General features: G+C 71.1%; 19 protein-coding genes. 3 read left to right on the top strand and 16 right to left on the bottom strand.

Features of this window, described 5'->3' with window-relative positions:
• Nucleotides 1-10: 10 nt before the first annotated feature.
• The 9 genes from ACFVS8_RS06460 to ACFVS8_RS06420 form a co-directional block, all read right to left on the bottom strand.
• Nucleotides 11-808, bottom strand: coding sequence for a F0F1 ATP synthase subunit delta (locus ACFVS8_RS06460; RefSeq protein WP_387059136.1), 798 nt, complete (start codon nt 806-808; stop codon nt 11-13).
• 3 nt (nt 809-811) lie between these two features.
• On the bottom strand, nt 812-1378 hold the full coding sequence (locus tag ACFVS8_RS06455; RefSeq protein WP_387059133.1) for a F0F1 ATP synthase subunit B: 567 nt from the start codon (nt 1376-1378) through the stop codon (nt 812-814).
• Nucleotides 1379-1406: 28 nt separating this feature from the next.
• A complete protein-coding gene (gene atpE / locus ACFVS8_RS06450; RefSeq protein ID WP_022888426.1) occupies nt 1407-1640 on the bottom strand; it encodes an ATP synthase F0 subunit C in 234 nt (77 codons plus the stop codon).
• 45 nt (nt 1641-1685) lie between these two features.
• A complete protein-coding gene (gene atpB / locus ACFVS8_RS06445; RefSeq protein ID WP_387059746.1) occupies nt 1686-2483 on the bottom strand; it encodes a F0F1 ATP synthase subunit A in 798 nt (265 codons plus the stop codon).
• Nucleotides 2484-2678: 195 nt separating this feature from the next.
• Nucleotides 2679-3158, bottom strand: coding sequence for a hypothetical protein (locus ACFVS8_RS06440; protein WP_387059130.1), 480 nt, complete (start codon nt 3156-3158; stop codon nt 2679-2681).
• The gene (locus ACFVS8_RS06435) at nt 3139-4428 is read right to left on the bottom strand and encodes an MraY family glycosyltransferase (RefSeq protein WP_387059127.1); all 1290 of its coding nucleotides are present in this window, start codon (nt 4426-4428) and stop codon (nt 3139-3141) included. The genes ACFVS8_RS06440 and ACFVS8_RS06435 overlap by 20 nt, the downstream gene beginning before the upstream one ends.
• Complete coding sequence (locus tag ACFVS8_RS06430) at nt 4425-5285, bottom strand: L-threonylcarbamoyladenylate synthase (protein ID WP_387059125.1); 861 nt, start codon at nt 5283-5285, stop codon at nt 4425-4427. Before ACFVS8_RS06430 ends, ACFVS8_RS06435 begins: the two co-directional genes overlap by 4 nt.
• A gap of 124 nt (nt 5286-5409) precedes the next feature.
• On the bottom strand, nt 5410-6243 hold the full coding sequence (locus ACFVS8_RS06425) for an ABC transporter permease (protein WP_387059122.1): 834 nt from the start codon (nt 6241-6243) through the stop codon (nt 5410-5412).
• A 5-nt stretch (nt 6244-6248) separates the two neighbouring features.
• On the bottom strand, nt 6249-7187 hold the full coding sequence (locus tag ACFVS8_RS06420; protein ID WP_387059119.1) for an ATP-binding cassette domain-containing protein: 939 nt from the start codon (nt 7185-7187) through the stop codon (nt 6249-6251).
• Between the two features lie 124 nt (nt 7188-7311).
• On the opposite strand from ACFVS8_RS06420, the gene ACFVS8_RS06415 reads away from it, so the two are divergent.
• The gene (locus ACFVS8_RS06415) at nt 7312-8361 is read left to right on the top strand and encodes a TetR/AcrR family transcriptional regulator C-terminal domain-containing protein (protein WP_387059116.1); all 1050 of its coding nucleotides are present in this window, start codon (nt 7312-7314) and stop codon (nt 8359-8361) included.
• Nucleotides 8362-8474: 113 nt separating this feature from the next.
• Here ACFVS8_RS06415 and prmC read toward each other — a convergent pair whose 3' ends face one another.
• Entirely contained in the window at nt 8475-9359 is an 885-nt protein-coding gene (prmC, locus tag ACFVS8_RS06410) for a peptide chain release factor N(5)-glutamine methyltransferase (protein ID WP_387059113.1), read from the bottom strand.
• A gap of 96 nt (nt 9360-9455) precedes the next feature.
• Between prmC and cysK the strand changes: the two genes are divergently transcribed.
• Both cysK and epsC read left to right on the top strand, forming a co-directional pair.
• A complete protein-coding gene (gene cysK, locus ACFVS8_RS06405) occupies nt 9456-10391 on the top strand; it encodes a cysteine synthase A (protein WP_387059110.1) in 936 nt (311 codons plus the stop codon).
• A gap of 4 nt (nt 10392-10395) precedes the next feature.
• Complete coding sequence (epsC, locus tag ACFVS8_RS06400) at nt 10396-10974, top strand: serine O-acetyltransferase EpsC (RefSeq protein ID WP_387059107.1); 579 nt, start codon at nt 10396-10398, stop codon at nt 10972-10974.
• Between the two features lie 90 nt (nt 10975-11064).
• Here the strand turns inward: epsC and prfA are convergent, their stop codons facing one another.
• From prfA to lysA, 6 genes are all read right to left on the bottom strand, one after another.
• A complete protein-coding gene (gene prfA, locus ACFVS8_RS06395; RefSeq protein ID WP_387059104.1) occupies nt 11065-12141 on the bottom strand; it encodes a peptide chain release factor 1 in 1077 nt (358 codons plus the stop codon).
• An 8-nt stretch (nt 12142-12149) separates the two neighbouring features.
• Nucleotides 12150-14261, bottom strand: a complete 2112-nt coding sequence (gene rho, locus ACFVS8_RS06390) for a transcription termination factor Rho (RefSeq protein ID WP_387059102.1) — start codon at nt 14259-14261, stop codon at nt 12150-12152.
• A gap of 255 nt (nt 14262-14516) precedes the next feature.
• Nucleotides 14517-15476, bottom strand: coding sequence for a homoserine kinase (thrB, locus tag ACFVS8_RS06385; RefSeq protein ID WP_387059099.1), 960 nt, complete (start codon nt 15474-15476; stop codon nt 14517-14519).
• Complete coding sequence (thrC, locus tag ACFVS8_RS06380) at nt 15473-16573, bottom strand: threonine synthase (protein WP_387059096.1); 1101 nt, start codon at nt 16571-16573, stop codon at nt 15473-15475. Before thrC ends, thrB begins: the two co-directional genes overlap by 4 nt.
• A complete protein-coding gene (locus ACFVS8_RS06375; protein WP_387059094.1) occupies nt 16570-17880 on the bottom strand; it encodes a homoserine dehydrogenase in 1311 nt (436 codons plus the stop codon). The genes thrC and ACFVS8_RS06375 overlap by 4 nt, the downstream gene beginning before the upstream one ends.
• Complete coding sequence (lysA, locus tag ACFVS8_RS06370) at nt 17877-19325, bottom strand: diaminopimelate decarboxylase (protein ID WP_387059092.1); 1449 nt, start codon at nt 19323-19325, stop codon at nt 17877-17879. Before lysA ends, ACFVS8_RS06375 begins: the two co-directional genes overlap by 4 nt.
• Nucleotides 19326-19456 lie beyond the last annotated feature (131 nt).

The raw sequence follows: 19456 nt of genomic DNA, 5'->3' as shown, positions 1-19456 counted from the left end.
TCGTCCGGCGTCAGCCGGCAAGCTTCTGCCTCAGCGAGCTGAGGCGCGAGGCGACGCTGCCATCGATGACGTCGTCGCCGATCTGCACGCGGACCCCGCCGAGCACGGCGGGATCGACGATGGTGTCGAATCGGATGCGGCGACCGGCCTGAACGGCGAGTCCCTGCTCGAGTCGTGCCAGCTGGGCCTCGCTCAGCGGCACGGCGGTCGTGACCGTCGCCACCTCGAATCCGCGCTGGTCGGCGATGACGGCGGCCGCAGCGCGGAGCATCTCGCCGATGCGGCGACCGCGCGGCGAGAGCACCAGGTGACGGATCACCACGAGGGTCGCCGGGTCGGCCTTGCCCGTGCCGAGCAGTCGCTCGACGAGGCGGGCCTTGGCGTCGTTCGCGCCGAGCTTGGAGCCGAGCGCGAGCTCGAGCTCCGAGTCGGACGCGACCGTGCGCTCGAACGCGAAGAGCTGGGCGTCGAGTTCGACGCCGGCCCCGGCTGCGCCTGCGGCGATGCGCAGACCCAGCTCCTCGACACCGTCGAGGAAGTCGGCCTGGCTCGACCACCGCTGCGAGGCGGCAGCCGTGAGCAGCGACACCGCACCGGGAGCGATGCGGCCGCCGAACACGCCGGTGACCAGCGCGCCCTTCTGCGCCTCATCGGCTTCGTTGTCGGTGAGCGCCGTGCGCAGCTGACCGGTGGCGGCGATGAGTCGAACCGCGGCGAGGAGGTCCTCGGCGACCGACACGTCGGCCTGGCCCGACGACGCGAGCGCAGCTCGCGACGCCGCCAGGGCCTCTCTCGTAGCGCTACCCATGGGTTACTTCGTCTCCCCTGCGGCGGCCTTCTCGGACGCCTCGAGGTCGGCGAGGAACCGGTCGACCACGGCCTGGGCCTTCTGGTCGTCGGTCAGCGACTCGCCGATGACGCCGGAGGCCAGGTCGATCGCGATGGTGCCGACCTCGGAGCGGAGCGAGACGAGCGCGGACTGGCGCTCGGCCTCGATCTGCGCCTGGGCGCCGGCCGTGACGCGAGCAGCCTCGGACACCGCGGCGTCCTTCGCCTCGGCGACGATCTTCTTGCCGTCTTCACGCGCGGTCTCGCGGATCTGACCGGCCTCGGCGCGCGCGTCGGCGAGCTGGGCGGTGTACTCCTCGAGAGCGGCCTCGGCCTTGCGCTGGGCCTCGTCGGCCTTCGCGATGTTGCCCTCGATCGCCTCGGCGCGCTCATCGAGCATCTTCTGGACGCGCGGCAGCACGTACTTCCAGAAGAAGATGAGGATGATGACGAAGCAGACCGACGACCAGAGGATGTCGTAACCCTCGGGGATGACCGGGCTGTGCGTCTCGCCACCCTCGGTTGCAGCGCTCAGTACTGCATGAAGCACGTTGGCCTCCTCAGTTGCGGCGGGTGGATCAGACGAAGATGAAGTAGGTCGCGATACCGATGAAGGCGAGCGCCTCGGTGAAGGCGATACCGATCCACATCAGGACCTGGAGGCGGCCGGCCAGCTCGGGCTGACGAGCGACGCCCTCGATGGTCTTGCCGACGACGATGCCCACGCCGATGGCCGGGCCGATGGCTGCGAGGCCGTAGCCGACCGTCGCGATGTTGCCGTTGATCTCAGCGAGAACGGTGGTTGCGTCCACGTTGGGTTTCCTTTCCTAGGGATGTTTCTGGGCGGGTGCCCGGGCTCAGTGCTCTTCGGCGACCGCGAGCTGGATGTAGACCGCGGTCAGGAGTGCGAAGACGTATGCCTGCAGAACGGCGACGAGGATCTCGAACAGCGTGAACGCGAAGCCGAAGGCCAGCGTTCCGGCGCCGAGGAGAGTCCACCAGCCGCCCATCGTGAAGACGAAGAACTGCGTGGCTGCGAAGAAGAGCACGAGCAGGAGGTGACCGACGATCATGTTCATCATGAGTCGCAGGGTCAGCGTGATCGGGCGGATCACGAAGGTCGAGATGAGCTCGATCGGCGTGACGATGATGTACACCGGCCACGGAACACCCGAGGGGAAGAGGGAGTTCTTGAAGAAGTTCTTGGGGCTCTTCTTGACGCCCGCGTAGATGAACGTGATGTACGCGACGATCGCGAGGACCAGCGGCACGCCGATGACGGAGGTGCCGGCGATGTTCAGGAACGGGATGATGCCCGTGATGTTCATGAACAGGATCATGAAGAACATCGTCGTGAGGATCGGCAGGAAGCGCTTGCCGTCCTTCTTGCCGAGGAGGTCCTCGGCGATGTTGACGCGCACCACGTCGAGACCCATCTCGACGAGGCTCTGGAATCGACCGGGCACGACGCGCAGTCGGCGCGTGCCGAGCCAGAAGACCAGGAGCAGTGCGACGACCGCGACGAAGCGGACGAGCATGATGCGGTTGATCTCGAACGGGGTGTCTTCGAAGAGCAGTGCTCCCGGGAAGAATTCGTCGATCGACGGCCCGTGGAACTCACCATCGTTGGTTGAAATCGGAACCAGCAGGTTCAGAGCGTTAGCTAGCAGCGCTATCTCCTGTTTCGGGGCGTGGAGCTCTGCTCTCGCGACGACGAACATCGGAACGGTGACGTGCACATGCCGAAGCAGGCTCGTACCGGGGGGATCCCCATTACTCTAGCAAGAGTTCGGGCATCGGACGAATCGCCGAGCGAGTCTCAGGCGATATTTTCGACAACGCGTCGAAATTCAGTCTTCACGGGGTGCGGGAGGCAGTTCGACGTCGCTGACGTGCGGCATCCGGGACTTCGTGATGACGACGACGTCGACGACGAGCGAGGCCAGCACGCCGACGACCAGGCTCAGGAACAGCACGGTCGTGTCGAGCCAAGCGGCGTCGCGCAGCAGCACCACGAGCACGATGAAGACGATGAACTTCAGCAGCCATCCGCCGAGCACGATGCCGAAGAACGCACCCACGAACAGGTCGCTCGACGAGAAGCGATTGGCGATGAGGATCGTCGCCGCTGTGATGCCCATGAACACGACCGCCATCGCGGTGCCGATGAGCGCGCCCACGAGGCCCTCGCCGCCGGCGAACACCCAGCCGAGCACGCCGCTCACGACGAGCAGGGCCGCGGCGACGATGCCGCCCCAGATCAGCGCCTGCCGGAGGACGGGGTTCGAGGTCGGGGTGTTATCGGCGGTGTCAGGTCGTGCGTCGTTCATCAGGCTCCAGTCGTGGGTCGCCCGATTCTACCGACGGCGTCTGGGCCGCAGCCGTGCCCGCTCCCGCGGCTGCGCCCTCGAGCTCGTCGAGGTGCGGGGCGACCGGCGCATAGGTGGTGGCCTCCGCCGCCACGGTCAGGCGCTTGCGGCGTCCGAGCGGCGCGAGCGTCACGACCGCGCACGCCACGAACCCGACGCCGAGGATCAGGAACGCCCAGCGGGCGCTGATGCCGAGGTAGACGGGGAACACGTACGTCAGGAGGCATCCGATCGACGCGACCGCGGTCCAGCCGTAGAAGATCAGCACCGCGTTCAGGTGCGAGTGGCCCATGTCGAGCAGGCGGTGGTGCAGGTGCTTGCGGTCGGCCGCGAACGGCGACTTGCCCGCGCGCAGGCGCCGCACGACCGCGAGGCCGAAGTCGAGCAGCGGGATCAGCAGCACGATGACCGGGAGGATGATCGGGATGAACGCGGCGAAGAGCTGGTTGAACCCGACGCCGGCGGGGTTCAGCTGTCCCGTGACCGCGATGGCGGAGGTCGCCATGAGCAGGCCGACGAGCAGCGCCCCGGCGTCGCCCATGAACAGCTTCGCGGGTCGCCAGTTGAGCGGCAGGAACCCGGCGCACGCGCCGACGAGGATGATCGCGATCATCGATGCGAGGTTGAAGTAGTTCGTCGGCGACGTCTGCTGCACGAGCAGGTACGTGTAGACGAAGAACACGCCGTTGGCGATGAGCGAGACGCCCGCGACGAGGCCGTCGAGGCCGTCGATGAAGTTCACGGCGTTCATCACGAGCACGATCACGAAGACCGTGAGCGTGGCGAACATCCACGACGAGCCCACGAGGATGCCGCCGATGGGCAGCGAGACGATCGAGACGCCCTGCCAGGCGATGAGCCCCGCGGCGATGAACTGGCCGGCGAGCTTCGTGGTCCAGTCGAGGTCCCAGATGTCGTCGGCGACGCCGATGAGCACGATGAGGAGCGCGGCGCCCAGGATGGCGAGCACCTGCGTCGGGTCCTGGAAGATGATCGCGACGTTCGCGAAGCGCGTCGGCCCCAGGCTCGACACGAACCAGGCGGCGCCGAAGGCGACCAGGATGCCGATGAACATCGCGATGCCGCCGAGCCTCGGAGTCGGCCGGGTGTGCACGTCGCGCTCGCGGATCTTGGGGTAGAGCCGGTACTTGAGGCTCAGCTTCCAGACCACGTACGACCCCGCGAGGGTCACGAGCGCGGCGACGATCGCGAGCGCGAGGAACAGGGTCATGAGGCGGCGGCACCCCGGGAGTCGTCGGATGCCGCAGGCTGCGGCTCGTGGTCTGCAGGTGCGGTGGCGGGCTCGGCGTCGTCGGCCTGCGCAGCGGCCGGCTCCGCGCCGTCGGCCTGCGCGGCAGCCGGCTCGGCGCCGGCAGCGGACTCCCCCGCGGCGGCGGCGGGCGCGAGCAGCTCCTCGCCGACGACCGCCGCGATGCGCTCGCGCGAGATCACGCCGGCGCGCACGATGCGGATGGTGCCGCTCCCGCCCGTGAGCCCGATCGCGTCGATGATGGTCGAGCTCGTGTCGCCCGGGCGCTCGCCGATCGCGTCGTAGACGGTGCCGGCCGCTCCGCCGTCGAGGTAGACGGCGACCGACTCGCCGAGCATGTCGGCGGCCTCGGCGGCGGTCGTCGCCGCGGGCAGCCCGCTGAGGTTCGCCGACGAGACCGCGAGCGGGCCGGTCTCGGAGAGCAGTTCGAGCGCGATGCGGCTGTCGGGCATGCGGAGCGCGACCGTGCCGCGGGTCTCGCCGAGGTCCCAGGTGAGGGAGGGCTGGGCGTTCAGGATGACGGTGAGCCCGCCGGGCCAGAACTCGCCGACCAGCTGCCTCACGGGTTCGGGCACCTCGCTCGCGAGCGCGTCGAGGGTCGGGATGCCGGGGATGAGCACGGGCGGCGGCGACGTGCGCTCGCGACCCTTCGCCTCGAGCAGGCGCCCGACCGCGGCCGGGTCGAACGCGTCGGCGGCGACGCCGTAGACGGTGTCGGTCGGGATCACGACGAGCTGGCCCCGACCGATCGCCCCGCGCGCGAGTCGGAGGCCGGTGAGCAGCTGGGATTCGACCGAACAGTCGTAGATGGCAGTCATGACCGCTCGATTCTAGACCAGCCGGCAGGGCGGTTCGGGGCGGTCGCCGAGCGCGGACGGCGGATGCCGCGAGCCGCGCCCGGCCCGCGGCATCCGTCGTCCTGATCATCGTTTGGGGCGAAGCTCAGCGGCGCCCCGCCTTGCGCGCGAACAGCGCCGCGCCCCACACCGCCGCCACCGCGATGATCACCAGGCACCAGCCGACCGCCCACCACGCCTCGGCACCGACCGAAGTGCCGTCGAGCAGCGCCCGGATGGTCTCGATCACGGGCGTGATGGGCTGGTTGCCCGCGATGGGCTGCAACCACTCGGGCATGGTGTCGACCGGCACGAACGCGCTCGAGATGTACGGGAGGAAGAGCAGGATGAAGCCGTACCCGGTCGCCGCCTCGGGCGTGCCCGCCGCGAGGCCGATGGCTGCGAACAGGTACGTGATCGCGAGGATGTAGAGCGCGACGATGCCGAAGACGCCGACCCACTCGAGCGGGGTCGCCGACGGACGGAACCCGACGAGCACGCCGACCACGATCACGAGCGCGGTGGCGAAGAGGTTGCGCACGAGGCTCGCGACCACGTGGCCGGTGAGCACGGCGCCGCTGCGGATCGGCATGGTGCGGAACCGGTCGATGATGCCGGTGGTCATGTCGTTGGCGACCGAGACCGCAGTGGACGCCGAGCCGAACCCCGCGCAGAGCAGGATGATGCCCGGCACGACGTAGTCGACGTAGCCGCCCGACGGGTCGATCGCGTTGCCGAAGATCCATGTGAACATCAGCATGAGCATGACCGGCAGCAGCACGGCCATCAGCAGGGCCTCGACGTCGCGCACCGAGTGCCGGAAGCTGCGGCCGATGAAGACCGCCTCGGCGGTCAGCGCGCCGATGCGCGGGCGCGCGGCGATGGGTTCGGCGGCGGCCGTCGCGGACCGGCCCCTGGTACCGAGGGTGGTCGTGGTCATGGTGGTCACTTCGCTTCCTGCAGTTCGCTGCGGCGGCCCGGTTCGGCCTGGTCTTCGGTGTCGGATGCCGCGTCGCGGCCGGTGATCGCGAGGAACACGTCGTCGAGGCTCGGGCGCCTGATCGCGACCGTCGCGCCGGGGTCTGCCGAGGCGGGCAGGCGGTCGACCTGCTCCACTGCGGCGCGGAGCCCGTGCACGGTGCCGTCGGTGGGCAGCTCGGCGACCACGGCGCCCGCCCCATCGCGCAGCTGCACGACCTCTCCGCCGATGCGCGCCTTCAGCTCGTCGGCGGTGCCCTCCGCGACGATGCGGCCCCGGTCGAGGACCGCGATGCGGTCGGCGAGGCGGTCCGCCTCCTCGAGGTACTGCGTCGTGAGGAACACCGTGGCCCCGTCGTCGGCGAGCGAGCGGATGACCGACCAGAGCTCCTGCCGGCTGCGGGCGTCGAGTCCGGTGGTCGGTTCGTCGAGGAAGATGACCGGCACCGGCACGACGAGGCTGAGCGCGAGGTCGAGGCGTCGCCGCATGCCGCCCGAGTAGGTCCCGACCCGGCGGCCCGCGGCATCCGCGAGGTCGAACCGTTCGAGGAGCTCGGCGGCCCGGGTGCGGGCGCGCCGCGCGGAGAGGCCGGAGAGCCGGCCGAGCATCACGAGGTTCTCGGTGCCCGAGAGCACCTCGTCGACGGCAGCCGACTGCCCGGTGAGGCTGATGCGGCGACGTACCTCGTCGGGGTGCGAGCCCACGTCGTGGCCGGCGACCGATGCGGTGCCCTCATCGGGCCGCACGAGCGTGGTGAGGATGTTGATGGTCGTGGTCTTGCCCGCCCCGTTGGGCCCGAGCAGGGCGAAGATCGTCCCGACGGGCACGGCGAGGTCGAGCCCCGCGAGCACGTCGTCGGAACCGAAGCGCTTGCGGAGCCCGCGAGCGTCGATGGCGAGTGGCATGGTGTCCCCGATCTCCCGGCCTGCGACCGATTTCTGCGTGCGGCGCAAACTGTTTATGACATACATGGTGGTTTCAGTAATACACAGTTCTAGACTGTCGTCAAGACCGAGCGAACGGACGTCCATGGCCGAACAGGGTGCAGCACAGCGACCAGACCCCGAACTCCCCCGCGGCGTCGCGCTCGCGTGGGGGGTCGCCGCCCATCCCCAGCGCGGGCCGAAGCGCGAGCTCTCGATCGAGCGGATCGTCGAGGTCGCCATCGAGATCGCCGACGCTGAGGGACTCGGGGCGGTCTCCATGAGCCGGGTCGCGACCACGCTCGGCTTCACGACGATGTCGCTCTACCGCTACGTGACGAGCAAGGACGACCTCGTGCTGCTCATGCAGGAGGCCGCGAGCGAGCTGCCCGTGCCCGACGCGAGCCTCGAACGCGGGTGGCGCGACGGCGTCACCGCGTGGGTGCTCGGCATCAGGGCCGGCTACCAGCGGCATCCGTGGCTGGTCGACATCCCCGTCTCGGGCGCCCCGCTCACGCCGAACTCGCTCATGATCGTGGACTGGTTCCTCCGCGAGGTGCGCGCGCTGCCGCTCGACGACGGCGAGAAGATGGCCACGCTCCTCCTGTGCACCAGCTACGCCCGCGCCACGAGCGCCCAGGATCGCGACATCGCGGCCGCGGCGGCCACCGGTGCCATCGCCGAGGCGACCGGCGAGCAGTCGCTCAGCGCCCTCATGGAGCTCGTCACGCCCGAGCGGTTCCCCGACCTCGCCCCGCTCTTCCAGGCCGGTTCGTACGCGGAGCCGAGCGGCGTCGGCGACCCTGCGCCCGACACGGCCCCCGACTTCGTGTTCGGCCTCTCGCGGATCCTTGACGGCATCGAGACCTACGTCGAGCGCCACGGCGGCGAAGGCCGGATCGGAGACGCCGCGCCGGCCGCCGACGCCGCGGTCGCCGACGCCGCGCTGCTCGCGCTCGAGCCTCCGCGCGATCCGGAGGTGCGAGAGGCCGCCAAGGCCAGGCGCGAGGCCGAGAAGGGCGTTCGCGAGGCCCAGAAGCTGCTGCGCGAGGCGCAGAAGCGCGAGCGCGAGGCCATCAAGCGCGCACGCGAGCGGTCGGAACGCGACCTGGAGCGAGAGGCCCGCGAGCAGGAGCGCGCCCAACGACGCGGGTGAGCCCGCCGGATACCGTGTGCCCTGCGCCCCGCGTCGAAAACCCGTGATCCGCGTCGCCGACGGGTCGTGCTCGGCGGTCGCGGGTCAGCGGGTCGCGGGTCGCGGGTCGCGGGTCAGCGGGTCGCGGTCGTCGCCCGATCGCGCCCTGTGAGGTCGCGGTGGTGCGAGATCGCCCGCCAGCCGTCGGCGCGAAGCAGCTCCGCGATCGCCTCCGACTGCGTCTCGAAGTGCTCGAACACGAGCGTGCCGCCCGGATGCAGCAGGGCCAGCGCGCGCACCGAGAGCGCACGGATCACGTCGAGCCCGTCGTCGCCGCCGTAGAGCGCGACATCGGGATCGTGCACGAGCACCTCGACGTCGCTCGGCAGCTCGGCCACGGGCACGTACGGCGGGTTCGACACCACGACCGAGACGCGGCCGTCGAGCTCGGGCAACGCGTCGACGAGGTCGCCCACGACGAGGTCGACGTCGGCGCCGACCTCCGCGATGTTGCGCTCGGCCCAGTCCGCGGCCTCCGGCGAGAGCTCCACCGCGTGCACGCGCGCATGCGGCACCTCCGTCGCGAGCGCGAGCGCGAGCGCACCGCTGCCCGTGCCGAGGTCGACCGCGATCGGCGCCTCGGCGGGCACCGCGCGCAGTGCGTCGATCGCGAGCTGCGCGACGACCTCGGTCTCGGGCCGCGGCACGAGCACCCCCGGGCCCACCTGCAGGTCGAGGAGGCGGAACGGCGCCCTGCCGGTGATGTGCTGCAGCGGCTCGCGCGCGGCCCGGCGCCCGACGAACGCCGCCAGCGCCGCGACCTCCGCCTCGTCGAGGTCGGCGCCGACGATCAGCCGGGCCTGCACGCCCCCGCGCGTGAGCCCGAGCACGTGGCCCATGAGCAGCTCGGCGTCGACCTCGGCGTCGGGCACGCCCGCCGCCTGCAGCCGCGCCACCACGGTGTCGCGCACGGCCCGCGCCGAACGATCGTCGGCGGGCCGCGGCATCCGTTCATCCATGAAATGGAATGTAATGCACGTGACCCCGGGGAACCCCCGTCCTAGGCTTGGCGACGGCGTCCGACGCCGCACCCACACCCGAGAGGAAGCCCACCCATGGCCCAGATCTTCGACAACATCACCGAGGCCTTCGGTCGCACCCCGCTCGTGCGCCTGAACCGCGTCACCGAGGGTGCGGGCGCCACCGTGCTCGGCAAGCTCGAGTTCTACAACCCCTCCGCGAGCGTCAAGGACCGCCTCGGCATCGCCATCGTCGACGCCGCGGAGGCCTCGGGCGAGCTCGCTCCCGGCGGCACCATCGTCGAGGGCACCAGCGGCAACACCGGCATCGCCCTCGCCATGGTCGGCGCGGCGCGCGGCTACAAGGTCATCCTCGCGATGCCCGAGACCATGTCGGCCGAGCGCAAGGCGCTCCTCAAGGCCTACGGCGCGCAGCTCGTGCTCACGCCCGGCTCCGAGGGCATGAAGGGCGCCGTCGCGCGCGCCGAGCAGATCGTCGCCGAGACCCCCGGCGCGGTGCTCGCCAAGCAGTTCGCGAACCAGGCCAACGTCGAGATCCACCGTCGCACGACCGCCGAGGAGATCTGGGCCGACACCGACGGCGGCGTCGACATCTTCATCTCGGGCATCGGCACCGGCGGCACCATCTCGGGCGTCGGACAGGTGCTCAAGGAGCGCAAGCCCGAGGTGCAGGTCATCGGCGTCGAGCCCGAGGAGTCGCCCATCCTGAACGGCGGCGCCCCCGGCCCCCACAAGATCCAGGGCATCGGCGCGAACTTCGTGCCCGAGATCCTCGACCGCGAGGTCTACGACGAGATCTTCGACGTGAACATCGACCAGGCCGTCGCCACCGCGCGACAGCTCGGCACCGAAGAGGGCATCCTCGGCGGCATCTCGTCGGGCGCCACGGTCTACGCCGCGATCCAGGTCGCCAAGCGCCCCGAGAACGCCGGCAAGACGATCGTCGTGATCCTCGCGAGCTACGGTGAGCGCTACCTGTCGACCGTGCTCTACGAAGGTCTGCTTGACTGATCGGGTGAGCATCTTCTCCCGACTGAGAGAAGACCTCGCGACCGCCCGTGCGCACGACCCTGCCGCACGCAGCGATCTCGAGGTCTTCTTCGTGTACTCGGGCCTGCACGCGGTGTGGGCCTCACGACTGGCCCATCGACTCTGGGCGGCCGGGTTCCGATTCCCGGCGCGGGTGATCTCCCAGCTCACGCGATTCCTCACGGGCATCGAGATCCACCCGGGTGCGACCATCGGGCGACGCTTCTTCATCGACCACGGCATGGGCGTCGTGATCGGAGAGACCGCGATCGTCGGCGACGACTGCATGCTCTACCACGGGGTGACGCTCGGCGGAAAGGCGCCGCGCAACACGCCTCCCGGCACGAAGCGCCACCCCACCCTCGGCGACGGGGTCACGGTCGGTGCGGGCGCCAAGGTGCTCGGCGACATCACCATCGGGGAGTGGAGCGCGGTCGGCGCGAACGCGGTCGTCACGCGCAGCGCTCCCCCGCACTCGCTGCTCGTCGGCGTTCCCGCCGTGCCGCGTCCGTTGAGCGCCGCCGCGGCGGACTCGTCGCGCGGCGTGCACGACTGGCACATCTGAGCACGATCGAGACGACGAAGGGGCGGATGCCGCAGCATCCGCCCCTTCGTCGTGTCGGCACCCGGGCGCCCGGCCCGGTCGCCGAGCCGGTCAGTCGTCGCCGAGGCCCGCGAGCTGGGCCTCCTCGTCGGCCTGGACGGCCGACTCGATGATCGACTCGAGTGCGCCGTTCATGACCTGGTCGAGGTTGTACGCCTTGTAGCCGGTGCGGTGGTCGGCGATGCGGTTCTCGGGGAAGTTGTACGTGCGAATGCGCTCGGAGCGGTCCATCGAGCGGATCTGCGACTTGCGGGCGTCTGAGGCCGCGGCGTCGAGCTCCTCCTGCTGGCGCGCGAGGATGCGGGCGCGGAGCACGCGCATCGCCGCCTCGCGGTTCTGCAGCTGCGACTTCTCGTTCTGCATCGACACCACGATGCCCGTGGGCAGGTGGGTGATGCGCACCGCGGAGTCGGTCGTGTTGACCGACTGGCCGCCGGGCCCCGACGAGCGGTACACGTCGATCTTGAGGTCGTTCTGGTTGATCTCGACCTCTTCGGGCTCGTCGACCTCTGGGAAGACGAGCACGCCGGTGGTCGACGTGTGGATGCGGCCCTGCGTCTCGGTGACGGGCACGCGCTGCACGCGGTGCACGCCGCCCTCGTACTTCAGGTGCGCCCAGACGCCCTGCGACGGATCGGTCGCATTCGACTTGATCGCGACCTGCACGTCTTTGTAGCCGCCGAGGTCGGACTCGTTCTGGTCGAGGAGCTCGACCTTCCAGCCCTTCGACTGCGCGTACTGCATGTACATGCGCAGCAGGTCGCCCGCGAACAGCGCGCTCTCGGCGCCGCCCTCACCGCCCTTGATCTCCATGATGACGTCGCGGCCGTCGTCGGGATCGCGCGGGATCAGGAGTCGCCGGAGCTTCTCCTGAGCCTGCGCGAGCTCGGCCTCGAGCGCCGGCACCTCTTCGGCGAAGGCGTCGTCCTCCTTCGCGAGTTCGCGGGCGGCCGCCAGGTCTTCCTGCGCCTGGAGCCAGGCCGTGTTCGCCGCCACGATCCGGCTGAGCTCGGCGTAGCGCCGGTTCACCTTCTTCGCGCGCGCGGCGTCGGCATGCAGCGCCGGGTCGGCGAGCGCCTCCTGGAGCTCGGCGTGCTCGTCGAGCATGCCCTTCACGGATTCGAACACGGGAGCCTTCAGCGGTGGTCGTGCTCGTTCGCGTGCGAGGCGCCGTGGCCGTTGGCCCCGACCGGCATCGACTTCTGCATGAGCATGAGGAACTCGACGTTGGACTGGGTCTCCTTCAGGCGACCCAGCACGGCCTCGAGTGCCGGCTGCTGGTCGAGGCCGGCGAGCGCCCGACGGAGCTTCCAGGTGATCTTGACCTCGTCGGGGCTCAGCAGCATCTCCTCGCGGCGGGTGCTCGACGCGTTCACGTCGACGGCCGGGAAGATGCGCTTGTCGGCGAGCTGGCGGCTGAGGCGCAGCTCGCTGTTGCCGGTGCCCTTGAACTCCTCGAAGATGACCTCGTCCATCTTGGAGCCGGTCTCGACGAGCGCGGTCGCGAGGATCGTGAGCGAGCCGCCGTTCTCGATGTTGCGCGCAGCACCGAAGAAGCGCTTCGGCGGGTACAGCGCCGACGCGTCGACGCCGCCGGAGAGGATGCGGCCCGAGGTCGGAGCGGCCAGGTTGTACGCGCGTCCGAGGCGGGTGATCGAGTCGAGCAGCACGACGACGTCGTGGCCGAGCTCGACGAGGCGCTTCGCGCGCTCGATGGCGAGCTCCGCGACCGTCGTGTGGTCCTCGGCCGGGCGGTCGAAGGTCGAGGCGATGACCTCGCCCTTCACCGTGCGCTGCATGTCGGTGACCTCTTCGGGGCGCTCGTCGACGAGCACGACCATGAGGTGCACCTCGGGGTTGTTGATCGAGATGGCGTTCGCGATCTGCTGCAGCACGATCGTCTTGCCCGCCTTCGGGGGCGCGACGATGAGGCCGCGCTGGCCCTTGCCGATGGGCGCGACGAGGTCGATGATGCGCTGCGTGAGCTTGGTGGGCTCGGTCTCGAGGCGCAGACGCTCCTGCGGGTAGAGCGGCGTGAGCTTCTGGAACTCGACGCGGGCGCCCGACTCCTCGATCGTCTGGCCGTTGACCGAGTCGACCTTGACGAGCGCGTTGTACTTCTGACGGCTGTTGGACTCGCCGTCGCGCGGCTGCTTGATCGAGCCGACGACCGCGTCGCCCTTGCGCAGGTTGTACTTCTTGACCTGGCCGAGCGAGACGTAGACGTCGCTCGGGCCGGGCAGGTAGCCGGTGGTGCGCACGAACGCGTAGTTGTCGAGCACGTCGAGGATGCCCGCGATGGGCACGAGCACGTCGTCGTCGAGGATCTCGGGCTCGAGCTCGTCGCCGCCGGCCTGGCCGCGACGCTTGCGGTCGCGGTAGCGGTTGCGGCGTCCGCCCTCGGCGTCGAGCGCCTCGGCGTTGCCGCCGCCGCGGTTCTGCTGGCCCTGCTGCTGGCGGTTCTCGCCCTGCTTGGCCTCGTCGCCGCCCTGACGCTCGCGCTGCTGGCGACCGCCCTGCTGCTCGTCCTTGCGCGCGTCGGCGTTGCCGCCCTGCTGGCCGTTGCCGTTCTGGCGGCCCTGGGCGTCGCCGCCCTTCTGCTCGTCGCCGGCTGCACGGTCGGCGCGGTCGCGCTCGCCGCCGCGGCGGCCGCGGTTGCGGCTGCGGCCCTGACGGGGCTGATCGGAGGACTGCTCGCCCTCGCCCTCGGGCTGCGCCGAGCGGCCGGCTTCGCCGGTCGCGGCCGCGAGCTCCTCGCGAACGGCGGCGCGCGCCGCCTCACGGGCCTCGTCGGTGTCGGCGCCGGATGCGGCGGGCACGAGCTCGACGCCGGAGGCGCCGGCGTTCGCGTGCTGCGCCGCGGCGGTGGTGGCGCTCGTCGCGCGGCGCGGCTGGCGACCCTGACGGGTGCGGGCCGGGGCGGCGGGGGCCTCGGCGGGAGCCGCCTCGACGGGGGCGTCGACGGCCTCGTCGGCGCCCACGGCGGGGGCCGCGGGCTCGGCCTGGATCTCGACGACGGGCGCCTCGACGACGGGCGCCTCGACGACGGCCTGAGCCGCGTCGCCCTCGGCCGCGGTCTCGCCCGCCTGGTGGTCGGCGATGAGGTCGACGAGCTCGCCCTTGCGGCGCTTGGAGGCGCCGGCGATGCCGAGCGAGGCCGCGAGCTCCTGGAGCTCGGCCACCTTCAGGGCGGACAGTCGGGTGCGGTTGGCCGCGCTCTGATCGGCGTGGTCGGTTGCGTTGGTCACTGGGTATGTTCCTTTCCCCTGGTGGCAAGAGCTGCCGACCCAGGAGAGCTGGTCGCCGGCGCGTCAGCGGTCATGCGCGAAGCGCAGACGTGCGCGAGTGCGAAAGCAATGGGATTGCGGGAATTGCACGATGCGACGTTGAACGCAAACGGTGCGTCGCTCGTCGGGTGCTCTTCCATGCTATCACCCGACGAGCGCTGCGCCGACTCGCGACGCACCTGTGGAGAACGGAAACGGAGAGCGGGCTCCCCGCGGTCAGTCAGCCGCCGGCGCGACCGTCGCCCCGAGGAAGTCGACCGCCAGGGGCAGCGGCTGCCATGCCGTCTCGGCCTCGTCCTCGACGAGCCGGATGGCGTCGGCCCGTGCGCTCGGATCGCTCGCGAGCACCAGGATCGACGGCCCGGCACCCGACACCACGGCCGGGTGGCCAGCGGCGCGGAGCACGCGGATCAGCCGGTCGGTCTCGGGCATCGCCTGTGCGCGGTAGTTCTGGTGCAGCTTGTCTTCGGTTGCCTGGAGCAGCAGCTCGGGGCTCTGGATGAGGGCGGCGATGAGCAGCGCCGAACGCGACACGTTGAACACGGCGTCTTCGTGGGGCACCGACTCGGGCTGCAGCGAACGCGCGAGCGCCGTGGACATCTCGTGCTCGGGCACGAGCACGAGCGGGGAGACGCCGCGGTGCACGATGAGCTTCTTGTGCCGCGGCCCCTCGGGGGTGACCCACGCGATCGTGAGCCCGCCGAAGAGCGCGGGCGCGACGTTGTCGGGGTGGCCCTCGAGCTCGGTCGCGATCTCGAGCAGGTCGTCGGCGCTGAAGTCGACGACGCCCTCGAGCAGACCGGATGCCGCGACCACGCCGGCGACGATCGCCGCACCCGACGAGCCGAGCCCGCGCCCGTGCGGGATGCTGTTGTGCGCCACGAGGCGGATCGAGGGGAGCTCGACGCCCGCGCGGGCGAACGTGTGCGCGATGGCGCGCACCACGAGGTGCGTCTCGTCGAGCGGCACCTCGCCCTCGCCGACGCCGTGCACGTGGATCTCGTGGGCCGCCGCATCGGTCGCCTCGACCTCGAGCTCGTCGTACCGCGCGAGCGCGAGGCCGAGCGTGTCGAACCCGGGGCCGAGGTTGGCGCTCGTCGCGGGGACCTTGACCTGCACCCGACGACCGACGAGGTCTGCGGGGCCGGTCGCCGTCGACGCGGCCGACATGCTCATGAGGTGAGTCCGAGCACGGCGGCGACCTGGGCCGTGTCGACGGGCACGATCGTGGGCTGCACGTCGGAGCCGTCGGCCGTGCGGAGGGCCCACTGGGGGTCCTTCAGGCCGTGGCCGGTGACCGTGAGCACCACGCGCGCGCCCGCGGGGATGACGCCGGCGGCGGAGCGCTCGAGCAGGCCGGCGACCGAGATGGCCGACGCGGGCTCGACGAAGATGCCGACCTCGGCCGAGAGGATGCGCTGCGCCTCGAGGATCTTGTCGTCGTCGATCGCGCCGAAGTAGCCGTCGGTCTCGTCGCGGGCCGAGAGCGCGAGCTCCCAAGAGGCCGGGTTGCCGATGCGGATCGCACTCGCGATGGTCTCGGGGTTCCGCACCGGCTCGCCGCGCACGATCGGCGCGGAGCCCGAGGCCTGGAAGCCGAACATGCGGGGCATGCGCGTGGCGTTGCCCGCCGCGATGTCTTCACGGTAGCCACGCGTGTACGCGGTGTAGTTGCCCGCGTTGCCGACCGGGATGAAGTGGAAGTCGGGCGCGTCGCCGTGGGCCTCGACGATCTCGAAGGCCGCGGTCTTCTGCCCCTCGATGCGGTCGTTGTTGACCGAGTTGACCAGGTGCACCGGGTAGTTCGCCGCGAGGTCGCGGGCGATGTCGAGGCAGTCGTCGAAGTTGCCCTGCACCTGCAGGAGCTCGCCGTTGTGCGCGATGGCCTGGCTCAGCTTGCCCATCGCGATCTTGCCCTCGGGCACGAGCACGGCGGCCTTGATGCCGGCGTGCGTCGCGTAGGCCGCGGCCGAGGCCGAGGTGTTGCCGGTCGACGCGCAGATGACGACCTTCGCGCCGCGCTCGACCGCCTTCGTCACGGCCATGGTCATGCCGCGGTCCTTGAACGAGCCGGTCGGGTTCATGCCCTCGTACTTGACCCACACGTCGGCGCCCGTCCGGCGCGAGAGCGCCGGTGCCGGCAGGAGCGGCGTGCCGCCCTCGCCGAGCGTGACGACCGGCGTGGCCTCGGTGACGTCGAGGCGGTCGGCGTACTCGCGGATGACGCCGCGCCACTGACGCGAATCGGCCTTGGGGGTGATGGGGGTGTTCACAATGCTCCTTCGACTCGGAGGACGGACGCGACTGATGCGACGACGGGGTTCTCGGCGAGGGAGGTGACGGTCTCGGCGAGCGCGGACTCCGTCGCCTCGTGCGTCCCGATCACCAGCGTAGCCCGCTCGGAGCCTCCGCTCACCGTCTGCTGGAGTTGCTCGACGGACACGCCGTGCTCGCTGAAGACCCGGGCGATGCGCTCGAGCACGCCGGGCTCGTCGACGACCTCGAGCGTGATCGCGTACCGCGTCGTGATGCGGCCGATGTCGAACATCGGCAGCTCGGCGTGCGTGGACTCGGCCATGCCGGGGCCGCCGATGACGTGCCGGCGGGCGATGGCCACGAGGTCGCCGAGCACGGCCGAGGCGGTCTGCACGCCTCCGGCGCCGGCGCCGTAGAACATCAGCGGGCCGGCGGCGGATGCCTCGACGAAGACGGCGTTGTTCGCGCCGCGCACCGAGGCGAGCGGGTGCTCGCGCGGTACGAGTGCGGGGTAGACGCGTGCGGAGACGCCCTCCTCGCCGGTCTCGGCGTCGACGAGGCGCTCGCAGATCGCGAGGAGCTTCACGACGAAGCCGGCCCGACGGGCCGAGTCGACCTGCGCGGCGCTCACCTCGGTGATGCCCTCGCGGTGCACGGACTCGACCGGCACGTTCGTGTGGAAGGCGATGCTCGCGAGGATCGCGGCCTTCTGCGCGGCGTCGTAGCCGCCGATGTCGGCCGTGGGGTCGGCCTCGGCGTAGCCGAGCTCGGTGGCCGTCGCGAGGGCGTCTTCGAGGGACGCGCCCGTGGTGTCCATGCGGTCGAGGATGAAGTTCGTCGTGCCGTTCACGATGCCGAGGATGCGCTCGACGCGGTCGCCGGCGAGCGACTCGCGGAGCGGCCGGAGGATCGGGATCGCACCGCCGACGGCGGCCTCGTACGAGAGCTGCGCACCGACCTGCTCGGCAGCCGCGAAGAGCTCGGGGCCGTGGGTCGCGAGCAGCGCCTTGTTGCCGGTGACCACGTCGGCGCCCGAGGCGATCGCGCGCAGCACGAGCGTGCGCGCGGGCTCGAGGCCGCCCATGAGCTCGATGACGATGTCGGATCCGAGGATCAGGGCGTCGGCGTCGGTCGTGAGGAGCTCGCGTGGCAGGTCGACGTCGCGCTTCGCGTCGACGTCGCGCACCGCGATGCCGACGAGCTCGATGCGCGCGCCTATGCGCTGGGCGAGCTCGTCGCCGTGCTCGAGGAGGAGCCGGGCGACCTGCGAGCCGACCGAGCCGGCTCCGAGGAGGCCGACTCGGATGGAGCGGTACTCGATCATGCGGTGGTTCCTCCGGTGGAGTTCGGTGCGGAGTGCGGTGCAGCGTGAGGTGATGCGGGCGGTGCCGCGAGTCCGGCGTCGCGCGCGAGCAGGTCGTCGACCGTCTCGCCGTGCACGATCACGCGGGAGGCTCCGTCGCGCACGGCGACGACGGGCGGGCGGGGCACGTGGTTGTAGTTGTTCGCGAGCGACCAGCAGTAGGCGCCGGTGGCCGCGACGGCGACCAGGTCGCCGGGGCCGACGTCGTGCGGCAGGTAGTCGGCGTCGACGACGATGTCGCCCGACTCGCAGTGCTTGCCCGCGACGCGCACGAGCGACGGGCGTTCGTCGGAGATGCGGCCCGCGAGTCGCACCGTGTAGTCGGCGCCGTAGAGCGCGGTGCGGGCGTTGTCGCTCATGCCGCCGTCGACCGAGACGTAGTGGCGCCAGCCGCCCTCGATCGGCACGGGCTTCACGGTGCCGACCGTGTAGAGCGTGATGCCGGCCGGGCCGATGATCGAGCGGCCCGGCTCGAAGGCGAGCTTCGGCACGGGCACGCCGTGGTCGCGGCACGCGCGCGCGACGGCGTCGGCGATGCCCTGCGAGATCTGCTCGATCGGCGTCGGGTCGTCGGCCGACGTGTAGGCGATGCCGAAGCCGCCGCCGAGGTTCAGCTCGGGCAGGGGCGCGACGCGCGCGAGCTCGGCGTGCGCGGCGAGCAGGCGTTCGGCGGACTCGGCGAAGCCGGCCGAGTCGAAGATCTGCGAGCCGATGTGGCAGTGCAGGCCGAGGAAGTCGAGCGACGCGTGCGAGCGGATGCGCGTGCCGAGCTCGACCGCACGGTCGAGCGAGACGCCGAACTTCTGGTCTTCGTGCGCGGTCGCGAGGAACTCGTGCGTCGAGGCGTGCACGCCGCTGTTGACGCGCAGGCGCACGCGCTGCACGCGGCCGGCGCGTTCGGCGGCCTCGGCGACGCGCTCGATCTCGATCTCGGAGTCGAGGATGATCGCCCCGACGCCCGCGCCGACGGCGCGTTCGATCTCGGCGAGCGACTTGTTGTTGCCGTGGAACCCGATGCGGGCGGGGTCGGCCCCGGCTGCGAGGGCGACCGCGAGCTCGCCGCCGCTGCACACGTCGACCGCCAGGCCCTCGCCCGTGACCCAGCGCACGATCTCGCTCGAGAGGAAGGCCTTGCCCGCGTAGTAGACCGCGGCCGAGGTGCCGACGGATGCCGCGGCCGCCTCGAATGCGGCCAGCATGCGCCGTGCGCGGGCCCGGGCGTCGGCCTCGTCGACAACGTAGAGCGGCGTGCCGTAGGCGGCCGCGAGCGTCTCGGCGTCGACGCCGCCGACGACGATCCGGCCTGCGTCGTCGCGGTGCGCGCCGATGGGCCAGACCTGGTCGGCGAGCGCGTTGGCGTCGGCTGGCGCGTGCAGCCATCCGGGGACTGCGGTGGTCGTTGCCACGGGGAACCTTCGGGGACGTGGTGGATCGTGAGCCTCGCTCGCGGCGAGCGAACCCGGATCGATTCGGCGAAGCCTGCTGCGAACCGCCCTTGTGGAGCGGCCTCCGGCGAGTCTACCGAGTGCTCAGGCCG

This window comes from Agromyces sp. NPDC058110, from assembly GCF_042884735.1.
In the GTDB taxonomy this organism is placed as follows: domain Bacteria; phylum Actinomycetota; class Actinomycetes; order Actinomycetales; family Microbacteriaceae; genus Agromyces.
Note: the sequence above shows the minus strand (reverse complement) of the source record. Positions and strands in the feature narration are given on the sequence as shown.